This window comes from Mesorhizobium loti R88b, assembly GCF_013170845.1.
Classification (GTDB): domain Bacteria; phylum Pseudomonadota; class Alphaproteobacteria; order Rhizobiales; family Rhizobiaceae; genus Mesorhizobium; species Mesorhizobium loti_B.
Genome location: NZ_CP033367.1, coordinates 3,351,340 through 3,374,092 on the forward strand (window position 1 = coordinate 3,351,340; position 22,753 = coordinate 3,374,092).

The 22,753-nt window shown below is 64.3% G+C and carries 19 protein-coding genes; 8 read left to right on the top strand and 11 right to left on the bottom strand.

The window, feature by feature from the left end; genetic code table 11:
* Nucleotides 1-402 precede the first annotated feature (402 nt).
* The gene (locus tag EB235_RS16350; RefSeq protein ID WP_027029979.1) at nucleotides 403-1,122 is read left to right on the top strand and encodes a 3-keto-5-aminohexanoate cleavage protein; all 720 of its coding nucleotides are present in this window, start codon (nucleotides 403-405) and stop codon (nucleotides 1,120-1,122) included.
* 4 nt (nucleotides 1,123-1,126) lie between these two features.
* On the opposite strand, the gene EB235_RS16355 is transcribed toward EB235_RS16350, so the two are convergent.
* The gene (locus tag EB235_RS16355) at nucleotides 1,127-2,647 is read right to left on the bottom strand and encodes an AMP-binding protein (RefSeq protein ID WP_080680771.1); all 1,521 of its coding nucleotides are present in this window, start codon (nucleotides 2,645-2,647) and stop codon (nucleotides 1,127-1,129) included.
* Between the two features lie 29 nt (nucleotides 2,648-2,676).
* Entirely contained in the window at nucleotides 2,677-3,492 is an 816-nt protein-coding gene (locus EB235_RS16360) for a p-hydroxycinnamoyl CoA hydratase/lyase (protein ID WP_027029977.1), read from the bottom strand.
* A 172-nt stretch (nucleotides 3,493-3,664) separates the two neighbouring features.
* Between EB235_RS16360 and EB235_RS16365 the strand changes: the two genes are divergently transcribed.
* Nucleotides 3,665-4,093, top strand: a complete 429-nt coding sequence (locus EB235_RS16365) for a MarR family winged helix-turn-helix transcriptional regulator (protein WP_155256337.1) — start codon at nucleotides 3,665-3,667, stop codon at nucleotides 4,091-4,093.
* A 732-nt stretch (nucleotides 4,094-4,825) separates the two neighbouring features.
* Here EB235_RS16365 and EB235_RS16370 read toward each other — a convergent pair.
* Both EB235_RS16370 and gcvA read right to left on the bottom strand, forming a co-directional pair.
* Complete coding sequence (locus EB235_RS16370; protein ID WP_027029975.1) at nucleotides 4,826-5,959, bottom strand: NAD(P)/FAD-dependent oxidoreductase; 1,134 nt, start codon at nucleotides 5,957-5,959, stop codon at nucleotides 4,826-4,828.
* A 125-nt stretch (nucleotides 5,960-6,084) separates the two neighbouring features.
* Nucleotides 6,085-6,984 (bottom strand): transcriptional regulator GcvA, encoded by a 900-nt coding sequence (gene gcvA / locus EB235_RS16375; RefSeq protein WP_027029974.1) that lies wholly within the window; start codon nucleotides 6,982-6,984, stop codon nucleotides 6,085-6,087.
* A 127-nt stretch (nucleotides 6,985-7,111) separates the two neighbouring features.
* Here gcvA and EB235_RS16380 point away from each other — a divergent pair, with 127 nt between their 5' ends.
* From EB235_RS16380 to EB235_RS16390, 3 genes are all read left to right on the top strand, one after another.
* Nucleotides 7,112-7,816 (top strand): SDR family oxidoreductase, encoded by a 705-nt coding sequence (locus EB235_RS16380; protein WP_027029973.1) that lies wholly within the window; start codon nucleotides 7,112-7,114, stop codon nucleotides 7,814-7,816.
* Nucleotides 7,817-7,939: 123 nt separating this feature from the next.
* Nucleotides 7,940-8,389, top strand: coding sequence for a hypothetical protein (locus EB235_RS16385; protein WP_027029972.1), 450 nt, complete (start codon nucleotides 7,940-7,942; stop codon nucleotides 8,387-8,389).
* A 33-nt stretch (nucleotides 8,390-8,422) separates the two neighbouring features.
* Nucleotides 8,423-9,082, top strand: a complete 660-nt coding sequence (locus EB235_RS16390; protein ID WP_155256335.1) for a hypothetical protein — start codon at nucleotides 8,423-8,425, stop codon at nucleotides 9,080-9,082.
* A 108-nt stretch (nucleotides 9,083-9,190) separates the two neighbouring features.
* On the opposite strand, the gene EB235_RS16395 is transcribed toward EB235_RS16390, so the two are convergent.
* Together EB235_RS16395 and EB235_RS16400 are read right to left on the bottom strand one after the other, a co-directional pair.
* Nucleotides 9,191-11,626, bottom strand: coding sequence for a putative bifunctional diguanylate cyclase/phosphodiesterase (locus EB235_RS16395; RefSeq protein WP_027029971.1), 2,436 nt, complete (start codon nucleotides 11,624-11,626; stop codon nucleotides 9,191-9,193).
* A gap of 163 nt (nucleotides 11,627-11,789) precedes the next feature.
* Complete coding sequence (locus EB235_RS16400) at nucleotides 11,790-13,016, bottom strand: cytochrome-c peroxidase (RefSeq protein ID WP_432431170.1); 1,227 nt, start codon at nucleotides 13,014-13,016, stop codon at nucleotides 11,790-11,792.
* Between the two features lie 261 nt (nucleotides 13,017-13,277).
* Here EB235_RS16400 and EB235_RS16405 point away from each other — a divergent pair, with 261 nt between their 5' ends.
* A complete protein-coding gene (locus EB235_RS16405) occupies nucleotides 13,278-14,810 on the top strand; it encodes an acid phosphatase (RefSeq protein ID WP_027029969.1) in 1,533 nt (510 codons plus the stop codon).
* A gap of 64 nt (nucleotides 14,811-14,874) precedes the next feature.
* On the opposite strand, the gene EB235_RS16410 is transcribed toward EB235_RS16405, so the two are convergent.
* Complete coding sequence (locus EB235_RS16410) at nucleotides 14,875-15,429, bottom strand: DUF922 domain-containing Zn-dependent protease (RefSeq protein WP_051429846.1); 555 nt, start codon at nucleotides 15,427-15,429, stop codon at nucleotides 14,875-14,877.
* A 147-nt stretch (nucleotides 15,430-15,576) separates the two neighbouring features.
* Between EB235_RS16410 and EB235_RS16415 the strand changes: the two genes are divergently transcribed.
* On the top strand, nucleotides 15,577-16,071 hold the full coding sequence (locus EB235_RS16415) for a hypothetical protein (protein ID WP_245268794.1): 495 nt from the start codon (nucleotides 15,577-15,579) through the stop codon (nucleotides 16,069-16,071).
* A 53-nt stretch (nucleotides 16,072-16,124) separates the two neighbouring features.
* On the opposite strand, the gene EB235_RS16420 is transcribed toward EB235_RS16415, so the two are convergent.
* The 4 genes from EB235_RS16420 to EB235_RS16435 form a co-directional block, all read right to left on the bottom strand.
* Complete coding sequence (locus EB235_RS16420; protein WP_027029966.1) at nucleotides 16,125-17,429, bottom strand: c-type cytochrome; 1,305 nt, start codon at nucleotides 17,427-17,429, stop codon at nucleotides 16,125-16,127.
* A 2-nt stretch (nucleotides 17,430-17,431) separates the two neighbouring features.
* Nucleotides 17,432-19,738: a xanthine dehydrogenase family protein molybdopterin-binding subunit gene (locus EB235_RS16425; protein WP_080680770.1), complete on the bottom strand. Its 2,307-nt coding sequence runs from the start codon at nucleotides 19,736-19,738 to the stop codon at nucleotides 17,432-17,434.
* A 14-nt stretch (nucleotides 19,739-19,752) separates the two neighbouring features.
* Complete coding sequence (locus tag EB235_RS16430) at nucleotides 19,753-20,205, bottom strand: (2Fe-2S)-binding protein (RefSeq protein WP_027029965.1); 453 nt, start codon at nucleotides 20,203-20,205, stop codon at nucleotides 19,753-19,755.
* Nucleotides 20,206-20,308: 103 nt separating this feature from the next.
* Entirely contained in the window at nucleotides 20,309-21,721 is a 1,413-nt protein-coding gene (locus EB235_RS16435) for a PLP-dependent aminotransferase family protein (RefSeq protein ID WP_080680769.1), read from the bottom strand.
* Nucleotides 21,722-21,756: 35 nt separating this feature from the next.
* Here EB235_RS16435 and EB235_RS16440 point away from each other — a divergent pair, with 35 nt between their 5' ends.
* Nucleotides 21,757-22,512: a pyridoxamine 5'-phosphate oxidase family protein gene (locus EB235_RS16440; protein ID WP_032925447.1), complete on the top strand. Its 756-nt coding sequence runs from the start codon at nucleotides 21,757-21,759 to the stop codon at nucleotides 22,510-22,512.
* The last annotated feature ends 241 nt before the right edge of the window (nucleotides 22,513-22,753 follow it).

Below are 22,753 nucleotides of genomic sequence, written 5' to 3' on the forward strand. Positions count from 1 at the left end.
AATGAGCCACAAGAAGAAACAGGTCTCATTTTATTTTAGAAATCTTGCATAATCTTAATACTTGATTCTAAAAGAGTGTACATATGTGTTCTGATTATCTCCTGTTGCGCTAATTTAGAATATGGCATTGCAGCAATATCGTTTTTATACTTTAATAGCGTAAATTATCTAAAGCAGCGCAATCGGCGAAAACGTTGTCTGACCGAATCATCGGCGAATCAGTGCCATTCGCGGCACTGATTCGGGATGACGCCATCACTGCTTCATGAATGCAGTCGCTGGATGCCGCCGGCGGCTGCAATCCATGGCCTCTCCGCCATAGACTTGTCAGCAATGTTTTGCCCGAACCTTGCCGCAGTGCGTGCGGCAGCTAGATTCAGCCATAAGTCGAGGAGAGGGATCATGATCGTCCAGGCCTGCATCAATGGCGCGCGTCCGCGCGATTTCCACCCAAGGCTGCCGCTCACGGCCCAGGCAATGGCCAGCGATGCGGCCGCCTGCGTGGCGGCTGGTGCGGCCGAACTGCACATCCATCCGCGCGGCGCCGACGGGCGTGAAAGCCTGGCTGCTGTCGACGGAACCGTGCTTGCCGTGCGCCAGGTCTGCCCGGGCACGCTCGTCGGTGTCTCGACCGGCGCCTGGATCGAGAGCGACGTCGCGCGGACCCGTGCGGCGATCACCGGCTGGCGTGAACTGCCCGACTATGCCTCGGTCAATCTGTCGGAGGCCGACGCGGCCGCCGTGATGGAGCTGCTGCGCCAGCGTGGCGTCGGCATCGAGGCCGGGCTTGCCACGATCGCCGACGCCGAGCGCTTCGTGGCGCTTGCCGACCACGACCGGGTTCTACGCATCCTGATCGAGATCGACATCCAGGATTTGTCCACCGCACTCGACGAGGCGCACGGCATCGAAGCCGTGCTCGAACGCGCCGGAGGGCGGCGGCCGATCCTTCTGCATGGCGTCGATGCCACCGTTTGGCCGTTCGTGGAGTTGGCGCAGCAAAAGCGCTGGTCGACGCGCGTCGGGCTGGAAGACGGCAAGACGCTGGCTGATGGAACAGTGGCGAAGGACAATGCGGAAATCGTTGCCGCGGCCGTCGCTATCTTCCGGTCGGCCGGCTGAACGCTCAGTCCTGCCCGCCGGCTGGTGCTGTCCATGTGCGAAGGATGTGTTTCTGGATCTTGCCGGAGGCGGTGCGCGGCAGCGCATCGGTGAGCAGGAACTCCTTTGGCACCTTGTAGCGGGCGATGCGGGCGCAGCAATGGCTTGCCAGATCAGCCGGATCGACAACGCAACCGGGTTTCACCACGACGAAGGCGCGCCCGACTTCGCCCCAGCGCTCGTCGGCGATGCCGATCACGGCTGCCTCGGTGATGTCGGGATGATCGAGCAGCGCTGTCTCGATTTCGGCCGGATAGACATTCTCGCCACCGGAGATGAACATGTCCTTGCGACGGTCGACGAGGGTGACGAAGCCTTCTCCATCCTGCCGCGCGATGTCGCCGGTGCGGAACCAGCCATCGGCGGTGAAGGCCCGCTCCGTCTCTTCCGGCCGGTTCCAGTAGCCTGATGTGACCGAGGGACCGGACAGCCATATCTCACCTGGCTCGCCGGCCGCGACGTCGCGGCCGTCCTCATCGACGATGCGCAGACCGATCATCGGTGCCGGCAGGCCGGCCGAGCCGGCCTTGCCCGCGATCCGATCGGCCTCGACCGGCATGCCAAGCACGGTGCCGGCCTCCGTCATGCCGAAGCCGTCGACCATGCGGACGCCCTGCGCCAGCCACCATCTGATATCCATGGCCGGGTTTGGCGCGCCGCCGGTGAAGATGGCGGTGAGCGAGGTCCAGCGCGCAGGGGCAAAATCGGGGTGCTCGCGCAGCATCCTGGCCATTTGCGGCACGCAGAAATAGTGGGTGACGCCAAGTGCGGGATCGGCGAGGCGGCGATTGGTGGCGCCGGCATCGAACCCGGGCGAGATCAGCACCGTGCCGCCCTGAAGCAGCGGCGGACGCAGGTTGGTGATGAGGCCGATGACATGGAACATCGGTGCGTCGCAGAGGAAGATGCTGGCATTGCCGACCCGGCCCAGCACGCCGAAATTGACCGCCGTGGCGAAGGCATTGCACTCCGTGACGATGACGCCTTTCGGCCGGCCCGACGTGCCCGATGTGTAGAGGATGATCGAGGGCGCATCGCCGGCGGGCAGGGGACGACGCGGTGCCGGTGCCTGCGCCTCAACCGCTTTCGCGAAACTGGCGACTTCGACAGGGATGCAGCGCCTGGTCAGCGCCAGGTCGAGGGCGGCGTCATGCAGCAGCAACACCGGGTCGCAGTCCTCGAGGATCGCCTGCTGTTCGGCGGCGGCGAGCCGCCAGTTGAGGGGCACGAATATGGCGCCGAGCCGCATCGCGGCCTGCTGCAGGATCAGCAGATCGGCGCTGTTGCGGGCAAGCGTGGCGATCGGCTGTCCCGGTTCGACGCCGTGACCGCTTTCGAGAACGCCCACGGCGCGCTGGATGGCCTCGTCGAAGGCGCGATAGGTCCAGCGCCGACCGGATGCCAGATCGACACAAGCAACACGATCCGGCTGCGCGCCGGCGTGCAGGGCCACGGGATCAGGTGTTGTCCAGTCCGGCATTCGCATCTCCTCCCAGATTGCGTCGGTGGCTCGCGTCACCTTGCCTTGTCGTAAGCGCCGAGACCGGGCTTGTAGCTCTTTTCGTCGATGAACTGGCGGATGCCTTCCTTGCGGCCGGAATTGTCGTGGAAATTTGCCGCCTCCTGCGCCCGCACCAGATAGTCCTCGGCATTGTCGTAGGTCATCTCGGCGACGCGCCGGATGGCGTCCTTGGTCGCCTTCAGCGCAATCGGATTCTTCTTCAAAAGGATGTTGGCGACCTCGGTGACGCGCGCGTTCAACTCCGCCAGCGGCAAGCTTTCATTGACCAGCTTCCAGGCGGCGGCCTTCCTGCCGTCGATGAGTTCGCCGGTCAGCGCGTGGTACATGGCGTCCCGCATCGACAGGAGGTCGACCACCACCTTGGTGGCGCCGCCGCCGGGCAGGATGCCCCAGTTGATCTCGGACAAAGCAAACTGCGCCTCGTCGGCGGCGAAAGCGAGGTCGCAAGCGAAGAGCGGGCCATAGCCGCCGCCAAAGCACCAGCCATTGACCATGGCGATGGTCGGCTTGCCGTACCAGCGCAGGCGCCGCCACCAGCCATAGGCCTCCGACTGCGCCTTGCGGATGGCGCCGAGCCCCTTGGCTTCGGTCTCACGAAAATACTCCTTGAGGTCCATGCCCGCCGACCAGGCGCTGCCTTCGCCCGACAGCACCAGCACGCCGACATCGTCGCGGAACTCGAGCTCGTCGAGAACCTCCATCATGCGCCGGTTGAGCGCCGGGTTCATGCAATTGCGCTTGTCGGGCCGGTTGAAGCGCACCCAGGCGATGCCGTTCTCGACATCGAAGGCAACGGTCTCTTCGGTCATGGTCGGCGTCCTCCCGTTCCGTATTGGTGTTGGTGAAATCGCTATGGTGCATAGCTATCGTGATTGCTATGTCGCATAGTCTTTTTCGCTTGACAAGAGGGGGTGATCGCGGCGATCGGTATGCAACATGGATGATACAAAGGTTCACGCTGGTGCTGCCGCGCGAGGTGCGATGACTGAGGACGCGCTCGACGCGCAGATCGGCTACAATCTGAGGCGCGCCTCAGCCTTTGCGCTCAACGATTTCGCGGTCGAGCTGGCGGATGCGGCGCTGCGCCCGGTGACCTACGGCATGCTGGCGCTGATCGACGAGAAGCCCGGCATCCGCGCCGCCGAACTCTGCCGCCTGCTTGGCATGAAGAGCGCCAACATGGCGCCGCTGCTTGCCGAGCTGGAAGAGCGCGGGCTGGTCGAGCGCGACGACCATGCCGAGGACAAGCGTGTGCGGGTGCTGACGCTGACGCAGGCTGCAAGAGAGGCCATGCCGAGCTGGCGGCGACAGGTTCGCAGGCACGAGGACCGGTTCCTGCAGCGGTTGACGAAAAAGGAGCGGGCAACGCTGCTGCGGCTGCTGCGCCTGATCTGGACGGACGAAGATTGAGGGCTGGTGGCGACTAAGGTGGTTGCCGGGCACCAGTGCCTCGTGCCCTGTCGCTCGGTCCCGATCCACGAGAAATTTCAATCCAATAGCTCGTACTTCACCAGCAAATCGCGCCAGATAAGGAACAATATCGGATTTCCTCTGATTTGAGATCGATAAACAGAAGAATTGGCAAAAAGCGGAAATGCCAAACTGAGCATCAGGCTAACAATGCTGACGGGGAAAAGAAGTATACAGGCTACGACGAAGAGATTGAAAACTGGCGAAAGGGTTTCTGCATAGCCCGATTGTCCAAGGCCGCTAATCGCGAGAAATACGATGGAGCTAAAGCGGATCGCGAATAGGATAAGGCACAGTAAGCATGTCCTTCGCGTCACGGTCATCTCGCCTTCGTCTGCATCCCAAACAACTTCTATAACGCGTTAAAGAAGCATCGCAAAGGGCGATCGATCCTTCCCATCCCGCCGAGACCCGCGCGGCGCTAGGGCTAGCTGCACGAGGATTCCGGCGAGCCAGAACTGGTCGACTGCCTACCTGGTTTCCGCCTCCGGCGCGGAAAGCCGCAGCAGCAGCTCCAGGAGTGCGATCACCGGCAGCGCCAGCAGCTTTGCCGGCACGCCCAAATGCCGAGTACGAGCGAGGCGCCGAGCGTGACGAAATTCCCCGTCGCTGGCGCCGCGCCTTGCCGTCACGAGCGCGGCACGAGCGGCGCCGAAGGATGGGGCGTGAACTTCATGGCGTTGCCGCCAGGGCCAGGAAGCGGTCGGGCGCCAGTGCCGCGGCGGTGACGCCGAGTGCCGTGACATCGCCGGGCTGGGGCTCGCCGCGCATCAACGCCGCGCTGAGACGTGCCAGTGTCAGCGAGACCTGAAAACCGTAGCCGCCCTGGCCGCCGAGCCAGAAGAAACCGGGCAGGCGCGGGTCGAAGCCGGCGACCGGCGTGCGGTCGGGCGCGAAGGTGCGCAGGCCCGCCCACGGCGTCGAGGGACGGCCGATGCGCATCGACGTCGCCTGCTCGATGCGGTCGACGGCGATGGCGACATCGATGTCTTCGGGATATGCGTCGCAAGGCTCGGAATCGGTCTCGTCGGCGAGCGAGCCGATCAGCCTGCCGGCATCCGGCTTGAAGTAGAACTGTTCGTGCAAATCGACCACCAGCGGCCAGCCGGCAATGTCGGTCCCGGCGGGCGGATCGAACAGGAAGGCGGTGCGCCGTTTCGGCTGGAAGCCGAGGCCGGAGAGCCCCGCCATGCCGGCGACGACATCGACCCAGGCGCCCGCGGCATTGACGACGATGTCGGCCTGATGGGCGCCGGCACTGGTGGTGACACGGAAGCCGTTTTCGGTACGGGCGATCGCGCGGACCTCCTCACTGGCGCGGATCATGCCGCCGCTGGCCTTCAGCGCCGAGGCGCTGGCCGCCAGCATCTTGCCCGTGTCGATATCCACCGCGTCCGGCTCATACACGCCGCCGCAGGTGGCTTCAGCGGCAATGACCGGAACCAGCGCGTGCAACTCGGCCGCCGACAGGCGGCGCACACTGGGCACCAGCGCCTGCAATTCGCCGGCCAGCCGGTCTTTTGCCGCGTCGTCGCCGCGCCAGCCGACATGCAGCGCGCCGCGCCGATGAGCGACAAACCCGCCCTCGACGATTTGCTGCCGGCTGGCCAGCGTCAGCGCGCGCACCAGCCGGTTGCCATAGGTCTCGGTGAACAAGGCGGCGGAGCGGCCACTGGCGTGGTAGCCGAGATGCGGCTCGCGCTCGATGACGGTGACATCAGCCCAGTCGCGCAAGGCCGCGGCCAGGGAAAGGCCGGCAATGCCGCCGCCGATGACGATGATTTTTGGGGAGGGATTCGACTGCATCCAACAGTCGTAAAAATGATTTCGTATCCAGTCAAACTGCGCGACTTCCCTCGGTCGTTTGCGCGGCCATTTCTTCGTTCCACGGGGAGAAATGGCCGGCAGGGCAACGAGGCGTTGCTGCCGGTCTAGACTGACGCCCTTTCCCCCGCATTGAGCAGCCATTGCCGCACGGCTTGCGTCGGCTCGGGATGGCGTTGTTTTCTCGGCATCACGACATAAAAATCCTGCGTGCCGCGGATTTCGCCGCTGACCGGCTGGACCAGGCGGCCGGCGGCGAGGTCGGCGGCGACGAGGAAGCGGCTGGCCAGCGCGATGCCCTGGCCGGCGATGGCGGCGTCGATGGCGAGGCTGGTCTGGTTGAAGCGCATGCGTTTGAGCTCCGTCGTCATCTTCAGGCCGACCGCCTTTTCCATGAATTCCGGCCACAGATTGTGCGCATCGTGCAGCAGGACGTGATGCTGGATTTCGGCCGCGGCGATTTCGGTCGTGCCGACCGGCAGCAGGGCCGGGCTGCAGATGGCGATGATCTGCTGGGGAAACAGCAGGTCGACCATCAGGCCGGCGCCGAAGGGCGGGCGGCCTTGCCTGACCGCGATGTCGACGCCGTCGGCCTGGAAACTCGACAGGCTCTCGCTGGCCAGCACGCGCAGGTCGACAAGTGGATTGTGCGCCACGAAATCCTGCAGCCTGGGGATCAGCCATTTGGTGGCGAAGCTCGGCGTCACGCTGATCGTCAGCCGTGCCGGCTCGGGGCGCAGCAGCAGGGTCGCCTCCGAGATCAGGTCGAAGGCGCGGCGGATGTTGGGCACATAGGCTCGGCCTTCATCGGTCAACGCCAGGCCGCGCGACAGACGCTCGAACAGTTTTGTGCCGAGATGGGCCTCCAGCCCGCGAATGTGCTGGGCGACCGCCCCTTGCGTGACGTTCAGCTCCTCGGCGGCGATGCGGAAGTTGAGATGGCGCGCCGAGGCCTCGAAGGCGCGCAGCGCATTCAGCGGCGGCAGGCTCAGGAACGCTTCGGGCATGCAGGAGTTTTTCTACTGGTTGATTTCAGGCATTCTGGTTCGAACCCAACGGAAAAACCAGCTATATCACTGCTCAAATCCCGAAAACACCGCTTGCGGTGCCTGCCAACCCCGAGAGGAAAATCCGATGAGTGTAGAAAAAGTAGCCGTTGTCGTGGCCGGTGGCAGCGGCATGGGTGCGGCGGCAGCAAAGCGGCTGGCGGCGGATGGCTTCAAGGTCGCCATCCTGTCCTCGTCGGGCAAGGGCGAGGCGCTGGCCAAGGAGTTGGGCGGGCTCGGCGTCACCGGCTCCAACCAGTCGAACGAGGACCTGCAGCGGCTCGTCGACCTGACGCTCGAAAAGTGGGGCCGCATCGACGTGTTGGTCAACAGCGGCGGCCACGGGCCGCGCGCGCCGATTCTCGACATCACGGACGAGCAATGGCACACCGGCATGGATGTCTACCTGCTCAACGTCGTCAGGCCGGTGCGCATCGTGGCGCCGCAGATGGTCAAGCAGAAAGGCGGCGCCATCATCAACATCTCGACCGCCTGGGTCGCCGAGCCGAACGCGATGTTCCCGACCTCGGCCGTGTTCCGCGCCGGCCTTGCCGCCTACACCAAGATCTTCGCCAACACTTATGCCGCCGACAATGTGCGCATGAACAATGTGCTGCCCGGCTGGATCGACAGCTTGCCGGCGACCGAAGAGCGCCGCGACAACGTGCCGATGCAGCGCTACGGCACGAGCGAGGAAGTGGCGGCGACGATTGCTTTCCTGGCTTCGGAAGGCGCTGGCTATATCACCGGGCAGAACATCCGTGTCGATGGGGGTGTTATCCGGGCGCTGTGAGGCAGGCAGGTGCCGCATCTCGGCGGGCACTGATATCAAGCGGTGGTCGGACCCGGCTGCGGCGTTCGACCATTGCGCGATATGCTTCGAACGGTCATCCTTGGCCCATAGAGAGGAGGGACCATGTCTGACACTTTTCTGCGCCTGGTTCCGACTGACGCACACTGGCATCCCGACGAAGCGGCTGCCACGGCAGCCGTGAAGATTGCGCGCGGATTGTTCCCGCTGACCGAGCATGTCGCCGTCGAATACGAGGAAGGCGTGACGTTCTTCGACGCCGGAGCCAACACGGAAAGCATCCATTGCTCGTTCTGCGGCAGCGATCTGGAGGACTGGTGGGGCGAGGCAATGGATCAGGCCGCCGGGTCACGCTTCGAAAACCTTTCGGTCACCACGCCATGTTGTCACAAGGCCACCTCGCTGAACGATTTGCGCTATGTCTGGCCGGCGGCGTTCGGGGTCTGCGCGCTGACCGTGGTGAATCCCGGTGTGGCCTCCCTGGCCAGCGAGCAATTGCGGACGATCGAGCAAGCCATGGGCTCGCCTCTAAAGGTCATCTGGCAGCATTTGTGAGACTCAGTTGATAGCAGGCATCGGAGGCATGGCGTGACGAGCTTTCTGAGTGAGGTCGAGCGTACGTTTCCCTCACTTCTGCGAATGCCGGAAGAATTGCAGATGGCACTTCAGTGGATGGAGGAAAACGGCTTTGTTCGAAACCACTCCATTCGCTTTGCTTCGCTGTACCCGGCGACGGTGGAGCAAAGACAGGGAATAAGTCGTACCCATTTTACCGTCGTCGATCCTGACCTGATGAGAGCTTGGCTTGGCAATGACGATGCTTCGGCGACGGGACGAGTTGCGCCCTTCATCGTTACAGGTGGCGAGGGGTCGCAGGCCGGAATCTGGATGGACGACAACGGCGTGCAGCGCTTCGTGCATCTGGGATCCGGATCAGGATCGACCTTGTCCTGTGTGCTGGCGGACAATGCCGTCGATTTCTTGCGCTTGCTAGCCATCGGCTACGAAGAAATCTGCTGGCCCGAAGTCTTCACACTGACGCCTGAGGACGCCTACACAAATGAGCATCGCGGGGATGAGCACGCTATTCCTTACCGCGCGCCCGTCGAGTTCAGGCATTGGGTCGAATCCACTTTTCATGTGACTGTGCCAAGGACTGCTTCCGAGATCGTCACGTGCGTGGCGAATATGGATGCAGCCTTTTCGGACGATCCGTTCTGGCAATGGGCTCGAAAGGCAGCCGGATGATCGTGCTGGCTGAAGCTCCTGTGCTCAAGTCGACAGGTCGCCGAGAAGCCGGCGGAGTTGAGGGCGAACGCGGACGCGCAGTAATAGCCGGCTAGCGCTCCACGCTGCCTATGCGGTCAAGGCCTCTGGCTGTTCGAAAAGCGTATGAAGCTCGGAGACCGGCATTGGGCGGCCAAACAACCAGCCCTGCACATCCGTGCAGCCATTCTCCCGGACCAGGCGATACTGGTCTTCGGTCTCGACGCCTTCGGCAGTCGTCGTCATGCCGAGCGTGGTGCCGAGTTCGGCGACGGCCTTGACGATCGCCCTGCTTTCGCTGCTCTCGCACATCAGGCTGACGAAGCTGCGGTCGATCTTGATGCGGTTGAACGGGAACGACCTGAGATAGCTTAGCGACGAATAGCCAGTGCCGAAATCGTCCATGGCTATGGAGATGCCGAGGTCGCGCAGGCTGTGCAGCGTTCTCACCGTGTTTTCGTTGTTCGCCAGCAGCACCGACTCGGTGATCTCCAGTTCGAGCCGCGACGGAAGCAGGCCGGAAGCCGCGAGCGCCGAAGCAACCTGAAGCGATAGTCCCTGCTGCTTGAACTGGGCCGGCGAGAGATTGACCGCGACCTTGACGTGCAGGGGCCATTTCGCGGCGTCGGCGCAGGCACGCCGCAGGATCCACTCGCCAAGCGCATCGATGACAGACGTTTCCTCGGCCAACTGGATGAACTCCGACGGCTGCAGCAGACCGAGGCGCGGATGGTTCCATCGCACCAGCGCTTCGAAGCCGGTGAGTTTGGAGGTCTTGGCATCATGCAGCGGTTGATAGTGCAGAACGAACTGCTCTCTGGTCACGCCGAGAGCCAGTTCGGATTCCAGCAGGCGCCGCTCCTGCAGCCTTGCATCCATTCCCGGCTCGAACGACCTGCAGGTGCCACGACCCTCCATCTTGGCCTTGTACAGAGCAAGGTCGGCATTGCGGATAAGGGTTTCCGAACGTTGCCCGTCGTCGGGGAAGACGGCGATCCCGATGCTGCCGCCGATGTTGATCTTGTGGCCCTGGATGGAGAATTCGTCGGACAGGGCATGAATGACGCGGCTTGCCAGCACGCCGGCCTCGTCGTTGCCGTCGAGCAGGAGCTGAAGGATGACGAACTCGTCGCCGCCTATTCGCGCCACCATGGCGGTTTCGCCGGCATGCTGTTTCAACCGCTTCGCCACCGCCCCGAGAAGCTCGTCGCCGACCGGATGGCCAAGCGTGTCATTGACCGGCTTGAAACGGTCGAGGTCGACGCAATGGACCGCCAGCTTCTCGCCATCCCTGAGGCTTCTCAGCGCTTCGTCCATGGTGTCGGCCAGGAGGCCCCGGTTGGGCAGGCCGGTGAGAATGTCATGCGTGGCGAGGTGTTGGATCTCGGCGGTGCGTTCCTCGACCCGCAGTTCCAACGTCTCGGCGGCATTCGCCTGCATCATCATTGCGCGCCCGATCGCATACCAGCAGGCCAGCGCCAGCAGCGTGACCACGGCGACCGCCGCATAGCCGGCCAACTCGAATTCCCGCACGGACTGGGCGTCCATGTTGGCGTCGAACCGGCTGTTGGGAAAACCAGCCCAAAGACGCCATGCGCTTCTGGGATCGTTGAGCGAGAGCGGGATGACTTCGGAATAGATCAGGTTGGGGTCGGCCGCCGTGAAGGCACGGGAATCGGCCGCGAGCGCCGTCGACATCTTGTGCTGGTCGGATTCGAAGCCGTAGCCCGAATTGGCGATGACGTAGTCGGTGCTCGGCAAGAGTTTGCGCAGCGCCGAGGTGAGCATGATCGCCGAGACGGAGCCGCGCAGGCTGCCGTCCTGGCCGAACACCGGAACCGAGAGGATGAAGCCGGAGCGATCGGCATCATTGCCGGTATGAATGAAATCGGTGTTGTCGCAGGTGATGAGCTCCTTGGTGCCGATGATCGGCACGTTGAGCCCGTCGATGTCGCTTGAATTGGGATAGTTCGCCTTCAGCCAGGTAAGCTGCTTGGCCAGCTCATGGTATTCATAGGTTTCGACCTCTTCCGGCGGGCGGGTCAGCGCATCCTCATCGAGCTTTGCGTGCTTGGCGCCGCCGGCGGCATCGGATCTCGCCTTGGCATTGACGATCAGCTGGTCGAACTGGAGGATCGGCTCCTCGAGCTTGCCGGTTTCGGCATCGAAGCGGTCCGGGTCGAAATCCAGCGGCAGGAAGTAGACCTCGGAAATCGAGACGTTGTTGGCGAGGTTGTTGTAGATCTGCTGGATCGTCGCGCGGCCCTCATCGCCAAGGTTCGTGCCATGCCGGTCGAGGTTGCGGACGCTTGGCAGGTAGCTCAGCGTGCGCACATTCTCGTAGACGGCCCGCAAGGCGTCTTCCACCGTTTTGGCTGTCGTCCTGGCCGCCGCCTGGGAGTTTTCGATATAGCGTTGCCTGGCCAGCGCGTAGTCGCGCTGGCTGTCGATGCGCAGCGCCACCAGCATCACCGCGCCGGTCAACAGGATTATAACAAATCCGGCGGCTCGCCTGAATGTGTTCATCGGTATCCAACCCTCGGGTGGCAAGGGATACCGCATTGCGGTTTAGGAAGGGCTAATGGAATAGGTCTTTCTTTACAGCTTTCGAGTGTTGCCGCGCATCGAATCCGGCAGGGTCGAGACCCCAATTTTTCGCGGGCGGCCAGGCCAAACCGGGCAAGGCGGCTCAGTTCGCTGGCGCTGCCTGCTGGTCGGCATCGGTGAGCGTGCCGAGAAAGGCGACGATGTCGTCGATCTCGGCGTCGTTGAGCGCCGGCCTGTCGCCGGGCTTTTTGCCATTGAAGGGCGGATCCTGATTCAAGTTCGGCCAGTAAGCCTTTGGCAGATCGTCATATTTTCTGACGGTGCCGTCGGCATTTCTGGGGTACCAATGGCCTGGATCCGTATCGCGGGTGGCGTAGAAGGCGACCGCGTCGCGCAGCGTGTGGAAGGTGCCATTGTGGAAGAAGCTCTTGCGCAGCGCGACATTGCGCAGCGTCGGCGTCTTGAACAGGCCGCAATATTCGGACCGGCCACGAAAATCGGTGCGCAGCGGGCCGCACAGGCCGAGATCGATATAGGCGGGATCGGCATTGGCCGGGATGGAAGCGTTGCGCGGCACGGCGATGGCGATCAGGCCGAAATCGGTGAATTGCGGCGGCTCGCCGTCATTGGCCGGTTCACTCAGATGACAGCTGGCGCAATTGCCCTTGGTCTCGTCCTCGAACAGCGCACGGCCGCGCATTTCCTGCGTCGTGAGCTCAGCCTTGCCGGCGAGGAAGGCGTCGTAGCGGCTGGAATAAGGATAGAAGTCGGCGGCACTCTGCTCGAAGGTGCCGAGTGCCTCGGCTGCTGCGTCGAAGGCATCGCGGGGATGGTCGAAGACGTCGCCGCCGAAGGTTGCCTTGAACTCACCGGCATAGGCTGACTTGCGCAAGGCTGATGTGACGGCGGCCTCATCCTTGTTGGCCATCTCGAAGGGCGAGAGTAGCGGGATCTTCGCCTGGTCCCTGCCGTGGTCGGCGCGGCCGTCCCAGGTCAGGCCGCCGGTCGGGCCATTGTCGACGCTCTCGTCACCCTCGTCGTCGGAATCGTAGAAATGCTCGGTGAAGGCGGGTGCGGCCTGGAGATAGCGCAGCGAGGGAACGGCGCGCACGCCCGGCTGATCGACGTTCGGCCCGCCCATTTCGACCGGCGCCGAGGCCGGGCCGAAGGCATGATGCGGATCATGGCAGGATGAACAGGCCTGCCTGCCCGAGGCCGACAGCGCCGGGTCGAAGAACATTTTTTTGCCAAGCGCGGTGAGTGCCTGGGCGCGGGCGAAGGCGTCGGCGCGCGATAGCGGGCCGGGGTGGACGGTGCCGGTTCCGGCGCTGACTGTCGTGGCAGAGGAGATCGCGGCGATGGCCAGCATCGATGCCGCGATGGCGCGTTTTTTCCATTGTGCTGCTGGCATGTCGGCTGGTCCGTTTCTGTTCCGCCAATGTGGGACTGGGTTTGCTACGAATTGATGACCGTGCGTCTCGACTGCTCGTTCGGATAGGTCGTGATCCGTCGCGCCCCCTCTGTCCCGCCGACATTTCCTGCTATCCACACGCATCCGCCGAGATGTCACAAAGCTGACAAGCACCAGTCCTAGCGTCCAAAAGTTCCTCCAGCCACGAGGCGTCTTCCCATGACCAGGTCCTTTCTCTCGCTCTGCCTTGCCTCCACGGCCTTGGCATCGTTCGCCAACGCGGCCCATGCCGCCCCTCCCGGCTACGACAAGATCGACACCGTCGTCGTCCTCTATGCCGAGAACCGCAGCTTCGATAATCTCTATGGCGGCTTTCCCGGCGCCAATGGGCTGGCCAATGTCTCGGCCGACCAGGCGCGCCAGCTCGACCGTGACGGCAAGCCCCTCACCGAACTGCCGCCGGCCTGGGGCGGGCTGACCGCCAAGGGGGTGACGCCACCGGTGACCGAGGCGCAGTCGGCGCATCTCGCCAATGCCAGCTTCGCCATCGACGATGCCAGCGGCTTCAACGAGAAGACATCGGTCGTCACGCGCGACCTCTGGCATCGCTTCTACCAGGAGCAGATGCAGATCGATGCGGGCAAGAACGACAAGTTCGTCGCCTGGGCCGATTCCGGCGGTCTCGTCATGGGCCACTATGATGGCTCCGGCCTGCCGATGTGGGCGGTGGCGAAGAAATACGTCTTGGCCGACAATTTCTTCCAGGGCGCCTTCGGCGGCTCCTTCCTCAACCATTTCCAGCTCGCCTGCGCCTGCGCGCCGGTCTATCCGCACGCCGACACCAGCCCGGTGAAGGGGCAGATCGCCGTCGTCGAGGCCGATGGCAAGACGCTGAAGGTGGCCGACAATTCGCCGGCCTCGGCCCTTGGCGGCGCGCCGAAATTCGTCAATGACGGCGCCATCACGCCCGATTTCTACGCCGTCAACACCATGCAGCCGCCCTATCAGCCGAGCAACAACAAGCCGGCCGAGGGCGGCGACAAGGCGCTGGCCGATCCGTCCGTGGCAAGCACGCTGCCGCCGCAGCATGACATCACCATCGGCGACCTCTTGTCCCTGAAGGGGATCGACTGGGCCTGGTACGCCGGCGCCTGGCAGGCCACGCTCGACGGCAAGAACGCGACGCCGGTGCCGAACTTCCAGTTCCACCACCAGCCGTTCAACTATTTCGCGGCTTACGCGCCAGGTACAGCCGCGCGGACCGAACATCTCAGGGACGGTGGCCTGGATGGCACCGAGTTCATCAAGGCTATCGACGACGGCAAGCTGCCGGCCGTCAGCTTCTACAAGCCGCAAGGCAATCTCAACGAGCACTCGGGCTATGCCGATGTGACATCGGGCGACCAGCATCTGGCCGATCTCGTTGCGCATCTGGAGAAGAGCCCGCAATGGGGCCACATGCTGGTCGTCGTCACCTATGATGAGAATGGCGGCTTCTGGGATCATGTCGCGCCGCCCAAGGCCGACCGCTGGGGCCCGGGCAACCGCATCCCGGCCTTCATCATCTCGCCCTATGCGAAGATGGGCACGGTCGACCACACGCAATACGACACGACGTCGATCCTGCGCTTCATCACCGCGCGCTACGATCTGCCGGTACTTTCAGGCATCGTCGCCCGCGACAAGGCGCTGGCCGTCAACGGCGAGCCGCCGATGGGCGATCTGAGTGCGGCGCTCGATTTGAGCCGGTAGGGCAGGGCCAACAGCAAATTTGTCGCCGTGTTGCAAGGCGCGGCGGCAAGGTGCGGCTGCGTCGTCAGCCGCCATTCACCAGGGCAAGGATGAGCTTCTGCAGATTGCCGCCCTGGCCGAGTTCGACGCGGTCGAAATCGCGGCTTGCCTGGCGCTGCGCCTGCGAGAGTGCGGACAAGCGTTTGGTCATCTCGGTGCGGATCTTGCTGCATTTGGGGTCATCCGGGACCGTGAGGCCGACCGTCGCCGCCTCGATCTTGCGCACCATGTCGACAATGGTCGCGCCATGCACCCTTTCGTGGGCGCTGACGCCGGCCAGGAAAACCTCCCAGTTCTTCTGCACGGCCGACGGCAGCGGCGAGGTGGGGCTGGGCAAGGTGTAGGTGATGATCAGCTTGGGCTTGGCCGACACCAGCACGCAGGCGCCGCCACGCGCCTGATAATCCCTGGTCCAGGTCAGCTTGAAATTGGTGTGGGCGATGGCGCGGCCAACGCCGACATTCGGCCCGTTCTCGCCGATCGAGCGATAGAGCTCCGGTCCGGACTGACCTGAAATGGCGTAGGTCTCGACCTTCTCGACCGGCTTCCATTCGGCATGGGCGGTGAGCGGCAAGGCCATCAGCGCGACCGTCAAAAGAAACAGACGAACTCTCAACACCACTCTCTCCAGACCGGGACCGAACAGGCAATGCCAGCGGAAAGCTTTTCCTATATGCTGCCGGCGGGTGCTGCAAATGGGTCTTGCAGAGAGACAATGGGGGAAGTCATGAGAAGATATCTCGTCGTCGCCGGTGCCGTGGCGGTCTTGCAGGCCGCGCAGCCGGCTTTTGCCGCTTCGTGCAGCGGCTGGAGCGCGAAGATGGAGGAAGACGAGGGCGGCAAGGTGCTGACCGCCTCGGCCTGTGGCGGGCCGAAAGGTGACGCGTATCTGATGCTGACCTGTTTCGACACGCCGATACTGAGCTATGATCTGGGCTCCAGCGGCCAGCAGACTGAGCCCGGAGCCAGCGGCGCTTTCGACTTCAAGGCCGACGGCAAGACGGTGACCAGGACGCTGCAGCTCGAGGAAATGTACGGCTATTTCGTGGTCAATCTGGCGAAGGCCGATCCGCTGCTCGACCTGTTGCGTTCGAAGGGCGATGTCTCGGTCAGTTCAGCCAAATACGGCGCGATCAGTTTTCCGCTGAAGGGCTCGAGCGGCGCGATCGGCAAGGTGCTGGCGCAGTGCGGCAAGGCCAAGCCCGCGGCTGACGGCGACTGAGACGGTCGGCCAGGTGACAAGGCGGCGCGTTGCGCCGCCTTGCGTTCAAGGCCTCATTGCGTCCTCGCCTTCGCCACATCCGCCGGCGTGATGGCTGATTGCTTGCCACCGAAATGCGCCAGGACATAATTGCCGAGCGCCGCGATCTCGACATCCGAATAGGCGTTGGCGAAGGCGGGCATGGCCTGCGTGCCAGACGGCGTCGTCATATGCGCGCCCTTGAGGATGACCTGGATGAGGTTGGTCCCGTCGGGGTCGTTGACCGTGCGGCTGCCGCGCAGCGCGGCATAGGGTGTCTGCAGACCTTCACCGTTCCAGCCATGGCAGCTGGCGCAGGCGCCCTGGAACAGTTTCAGGCCAAGCCCGCCTTGCGCGGCCGCGTCGGGAGAAGGGGCATAGGCGGTCGACGCCTTGAGCGCGGGGGGATCGGCCTCGACGATCGCCTGGTCGCTGCTGACCTGCGGCGGCACGGTTCTGACATAGGCGACGATCGCCTTGATGTCTTCGGGCGTCAAATGGCGCAGGCTGTAATCCACCGCTTCACCCATGCTGCCGGTCGGCGAGCCGCGCCCTTCGGCATGGCCCTTGGACAGGTAGTCGCTCAGTTGCTCGTCGCTCCAGTTGCCGATGCCGGTGCGTTTGTCCGAGCTGATATTGTAGGCCTTCCAGCCCTGCAGTTCGGCACCGGCGAAGGTCTTGCCGCTGTCAAGCGCGTAGAACAGATTGCGCGGCGTGTGGCATTCGCCGCAATGCGCCATCGCTTCGACCAGATAGGCGCCACGGTTCCAGTCCGCCGTCTGCTGCGGGTCGGGCTGCAGGGGACCGCTCGGCACGAACAGCAGGTTCCAGAAGCGCATGACGTAGCGCTGGTTGAACGGGAAAACGAGTTCGTTCTTCGGCGCATCCGCGCGCACCGGGGGCAGGCTGAACAGATAGGCCTTGATCGCCAGCGCGTCTTCCGTCGTCATCCGCGCATAGGCGGCATAGGGGAAGGCCGGGTAAAGATTTTTGCCCTGGTCGTCTATGCCCTGATGCAGGGCCCGAACGAACTCGGCATCGCTCCAGTTGCCGATGCCGGTTTCCTTGTCGGGCGTGATGTTGGGCGAATAGAGCGTGCCGAATGGCAGCTTGAAGGCGAGGCCACCCGCATAGGGCTTGCCGCCTGATGTGGTGTGGCAGGCGACGCAGTCGGCGGCGCGCGCCAGATACTCGCCGCGATCGATCAGCGCCTGGCCGGTTGGCAGTGCGGCCTGCGCCACGGAGACATCAGGCAGCGACGCCGGCTTGAACAGGAACACCGCGACGGCAGCGGCAATGACCACCACGGCGGCGAGAACGATGAGGCCCAGCCGTTTCATGGTCACGCTGCCTCGGATGCGGATTCACCGGGCTCTTCGATCACGGCCAACGCCGCCAGCGCGGGCACGCTCAGCGGCGGCATCATCGATACGCTGGTCTTGTCGGTGCCGTCGCTCTTCAACTGGTTGCGGTCGATGGGCAGGCTGCGCAGGCGCTTGCCCGTCGCGGCGAAGATCGCATTGGCAAGGGCAGGGGCAGCCGAGACTGTCGCCGTCTCGCCGATGCCCCCCGGCGATTCCAGGCTCTTGACGTGATAGACCTCTATGGCAGGCGCCTCGTTGTTGCGCAGGATGCGGTAGTCGTGAAAATTGCTCTGGTCGACGCGGCCGTTGGTGAAGGTGATGCCGCTGTAGAGCGCGGCGGAAAGGCCGAAGATCAGCCCGCCCTCGATCTGCGCCTCGACCGTGTTGGGATTGATGGCGATGCCGCAATCGACAGCCACCACGGCCCGGTGCAGCGTGATCTCACCGGCCGGCGAGACCGAGATTTCCAGCACCGCCGCCATGTAGCTGCCGAAGGCATCGTGCAAGGAGATGCCGCGTCCGGAGCCGGCCGGCATGGGCGAGCCCCAGCCGGATTTTTCGGCCACCAGCTCCAGCACGCCCGCCGCGCGCGGCTGGTTCTTCGTCAGCGCCCGGCGATATTCGACGGGATCCTTGCCCGCCGCACGGGCAAGTTCGTCCATGAAGCTTTCGACGACGAAGACATTGTGCGTGGGGCCAACGCCGCGCCACCAGGTGATCGGCACCGGCGGATCCTGGCGCACCCAGTCAACCTGGATGACAGGCAAGTCGTAAGGCGGCTTGACGGCGCTCTCGACGGCGTCGTCGTCGAGCTTGTCGTCCGGCCAGCCGCCGGGAATGTAGTTGCCGAGCACCGAGCCGCCGGCGACGTGGTCGATCCAGACCGTCGGCAACCCGTCCGGGCCGAGGCCGGCGGAGATACGATCGTAGTAGGCTGGCCGGTAGAGGTCGTGCTGGATGTCCTCCTCTCGGGTCCAGATGACCTTGACCGGATAGCTGACCTGTTTGGCGATCGCCACGGCCTGGCCGACGGATTCGGCGACCAGGCGGCGGCCAAAACCACCGCCGATCAGATGATTGTGGACGATGATCTTGTCGAGCGGGAAGCCGGTGACCTGCGCGGCCCAGCTTTGCGCCTGGGTCGGCACCTGCGTGCCGACCCAGATCTCGCATTCGTCGGCGCGCACATGCACGACGCAGTTGATCGGCTCCATCGGCGCATGGGCGAGGAACGGCAATTCATAGGCGGCCTCGACCGTCTTCGATGCTGCTTTCAGCTTGCCTTCGACGTCGCCTTCCTTGCGGGCCATGATCGGCGTCTTGTGCGCTGATGCTGTCTTCAGGGCGGCCATGATGTCGGCGCTGCCGAGCCTGGCATTGGCGCCGTCGTTCCAGGTGATGTCGAGCGCCGCCAGTCCCTTCTTGGCGGCCCAGAAATGATCGCCAATGACGGCGACCGCATTGGGCAGCCGCACGATGTCGCGCACGCCGGGAATGGCGCGCGCCGCCTTGTCGTCGACATCCGCCAGTGTGCCGCCGAAGACCGGGCAGGCGGCCACGGTCGCCACCTTCATGTCGGGCACGCGCACATCGATGCCGTAGACCACCGCGCCATTGACCTTGCCTGATGTGTCGACCCGGCGCAGCGATTTGCCGATCAGTTCGAAATCCTTGGGGTCCTTGAGTTTTACGTCGGTTGGCACGGGCTGCTTGCCCGCCGCATCGGCAAGCGCGCCATAGGCAAGCTGCTTCCCAGTCGGCTGATGGGTGACCACACCCAGTTTGGCGGCACATTCCGATACCGGAACCGACCATTGCGCGGCCGCCGCGGAAATCAGCATCATGCGCGCCGTGGCGCCCGCCTTGCGCAGCGATTCCCAGGTGGCGCGCATCGAGGTGGAACCGCCCGTCGCCTGACCGCCAAGCGCGGCTGTGGCATAGAGCTTGTCGTTGGGCGGCGCGTCGACGACGCTCACCTGGTCGAGGCCGACTTCGAGTTCCTCGGCGATCAGCGTGGCTTCGCCGGTATGCGTGCCTTGTCCCATTTCGATGTTGGGCAGGATGAAGGTGATCTTGCCGTCGGTGCCGATGCGGATAAAGGCATCGGGCGCGAAGGCGGCGGAAACATCACCCTCGACAGGCTCGGTCGCGGCAAGCACCGGCCTGATGCCGGCGCCAAGCATGGCAAAGCCCAGCAGGAGGCCGCCGCCTTGCAGGAAGGCCCGGCGCGAGGCGCCTGGTTTTGGGGAGAGGATTGTTTTCGGGGAGGAGAATGGCTTGCCCATGCTGGCTGTCTCCTTCAAGCCTTGGCGGCCTGTTTTATCGCCGCTCGTATGCGCGTGTAGGTGCCGCATCGGCAGATGTTGCCGGACATGGCCGCATCGATGTCGCTGTCGCTCGGATTCGGGTTACGCTCCAGCAGTGCCGAGGCCGACATGATCTGGCCGGACTGGCAATAGCCGCACTGGATGACCTCGAGGTCGAGCCAGGCCTGCTGCACCTTCTTGCCCGAGGGCGTCGCGCCGATCGCCTCGACCGTGGTGACATGCCGCGTGCCGACAGACGCCACGGGCAGGACACAGGACCGCACCGGCTGGCCGTCGAGCTGCACCGTGCAGGCGCCACACTGGGCGATGCCGCAGCCGAACTTGGTGCCGGTCAGGCCGATGACGTCGCGCAACACCCAGAGCAGGGGCATGTCGTCGGGAACATCGACGCTGCGATCCTGTCCATTCACCTTCAGCGCAATCATGGGATGCTCCTCGGTTGTCCGCATCCCCCCGCGTGTACAATAGGCACCGGTTCGCGCGATGTGTCCAATCAAATGGAATGTGTTCCGGCCGCGGCAAGGGAGGCTACCGCATCACCTCACCCAACCGCACAGTCGCCGCCATCAATTCCTCGCCCGAGAATCCTGAGAAACCCAGCACCAGGCCATTGCGAGGCGGGCCGTCGATGAACATTGAGGACAGTGCCCGGGCGCCGACGCCCACCGCTTTCGCCGCTTCGACGATCGCCGTATCTGGTCCCGCACCTTTCAGCATCGCCATCAGATGCAGCCCCTGTTCGGGAACCGTCACGTCGAGCGCATCGCCACAATGCGCCTCGAGGCCAGCCACCAGCACATCGCGCGCGGCTTGCACGCGGCGGCGCACGCGTCTCAGATGCGCGGCGAAGTGGCCTTCGTTCAAGAGATCGGTCAGCGCGCCTTCGGCCAGCGTCGAGGGGTAGCGGTCGGAGCGTGCCCGGACCGCCATGACGGCGTCGAGCAGCGCTTCGGGTACAACGACATAGCCGATGCGCAGGCCGGGGAAGAGCACCTTCGAGAACGTGCCGAGATAGGCGACGCGGTTCGCGCCATCCATGCCTTGCAGCGAGGTCAGCGGCGGGCCGGCGTAGCGGAACTCGCTGTCATAATCGTCCTCGATGATCCAGGCATCGTTGCGCCGCGCCCAGTCGAGCAAGGCAAGGCGGCGGCGCATCGTCATCGTCACGCCGAGCGGATATTGATGGGAGGGCGTGACATAGGCGGCGCGTGCCTTTGGGCAGAGACGCTCGCCGATCTCGGGATCGAGCCCTTCCTCGTCGATCGGCACGGCGACGGTCCTGGCGCCGCTGCCGGCAAGTGCTGCATGCGCCATCGGATAGCAGGGATTCTCGATCCACACGGCGTCACCGGGCCGGATGGCGGCGCGCACCAGAAGGTCCAGCCCCTGCTGCGTGCCCGAGGTCAGCACGATCTGGCCGGCATCGCAGCGCACGCCGCGCGCCGTTCGCAGATACGCGGCAATCGCGGTGCGCAGGCCAATGCCGCCGCGCGGATCGCCATAGCGGAAATGCTCCGGCCCGGGACGGGCTAGGTTGCGCGACAACAGGATGCGGAACACATCAAGCGTGCGCGGGTCCGACACCGCCACGCCAAGGCCGCAAGGCAGGGAGGCGGCGACATCGGTCTCCGCCGGACGCGCCTTGGTGAGCGTCATCGGCAGATACGGCACATCCGGCGCGACGAAGGTGCCGGCGCCGACCTTGGCTGTTGCAAAGCCTTCCGAGATCAGCATTTCGAAGCAGGCGACCGCGGCCGAGCGCGACAGGCCGAAGCGCCCTGCCAGGTCGCGGGTGGTCGGCAGCTTGGTCCCGGCGGCGAGCGCGCCGGTCTCGATCAGCCGCCGCAGTGCCGCGTAAAGCTCGCGGCTGCGCGGGCCATCACCCGGCAGGACCGGGATCAGCGCCGACCAATCCGGAAAATTGGTCTGATTTTTATCCATTAGATTGGTCCTTTTGTCGACCAATATCACAGCGCATGGTTGGCGGACAACAACCGAGGATGCAAGCCGTGAACGACGTCGCCGCCAGCTTTCCAACCACCAGCCGCAACCGGGTCAAGCGCCTGCATGAGCGCGGCAGCTACGACCACGCGGCCGTCTTCGCGGTGCTGGATGCCGGATTGCTGTGCCATGTCGCCTACACGTTCGACGGCCAGCCCTATTGCACGCCGACCATCCACTGGCGCGAGGGCGACATGCTGTACTGGCACGGCTCGTCCGCCAGCCGCATGCTGCGGCAGTTGCGCGGCGGCACGCCGGCCTGTCTCACCGTATCGCATCTCGACGGGTTGGTGCTGGCACGCTCGGGTTTCAACCATTCCGCCAATTACCGCTCGGCGATGTGTTTTGGGACGGCGCGGATCGTCGATGAACCGGAAGAGAAGCTGAAGGCGCTCGCTGGCGTCGTCGACCGTTTCTATCCCGGCCGCAGCGAGACCTTGCGGCCGATCTCGGCGCAGGAAGCCAAGGCGACGACGGTCATCGGCATGCGCATCGAGGAAGCATCGGCCAAGGTGCGGGCCAAGGGCGTCGCCGACGACGAGGAGGATTACGGCCATCCGGTCTGGGCCGGCGTCATCCCGGTGCGCATGGTGATTGGCGCCGCCGAGCCGTGCCCGAGGCTGCTGCCCGGTATAGAGCGGCCGGGGAATCTGGCTGGGTATGCCGAGGGTGAAAGGTTGGATCGCGCGCTGATGGAGGCGCAGGCGGTGTATGAGGGCGAGGATAAGTAGCGCCTCTTCCTTCTCTCCCTGTGGGGCCTGAAGGGCGGGCGAGGCCGTTGGCTCCGCCCGGGGGTGGCCTCGCGAAGCGAGGTCGGATGAGGGGTGCTCCAGGGAAAGCCAACGTCTCACTCCGCTGGAACACCCCTCATCCGTCTCGGCGCCGCGCGCCGATCCACCTTCTCCCGCAAGGCGAGAAGGAAGGTGCACCCTTGCCGCTGCCGACACAGCATGGATCAGTATTGACAAGCTG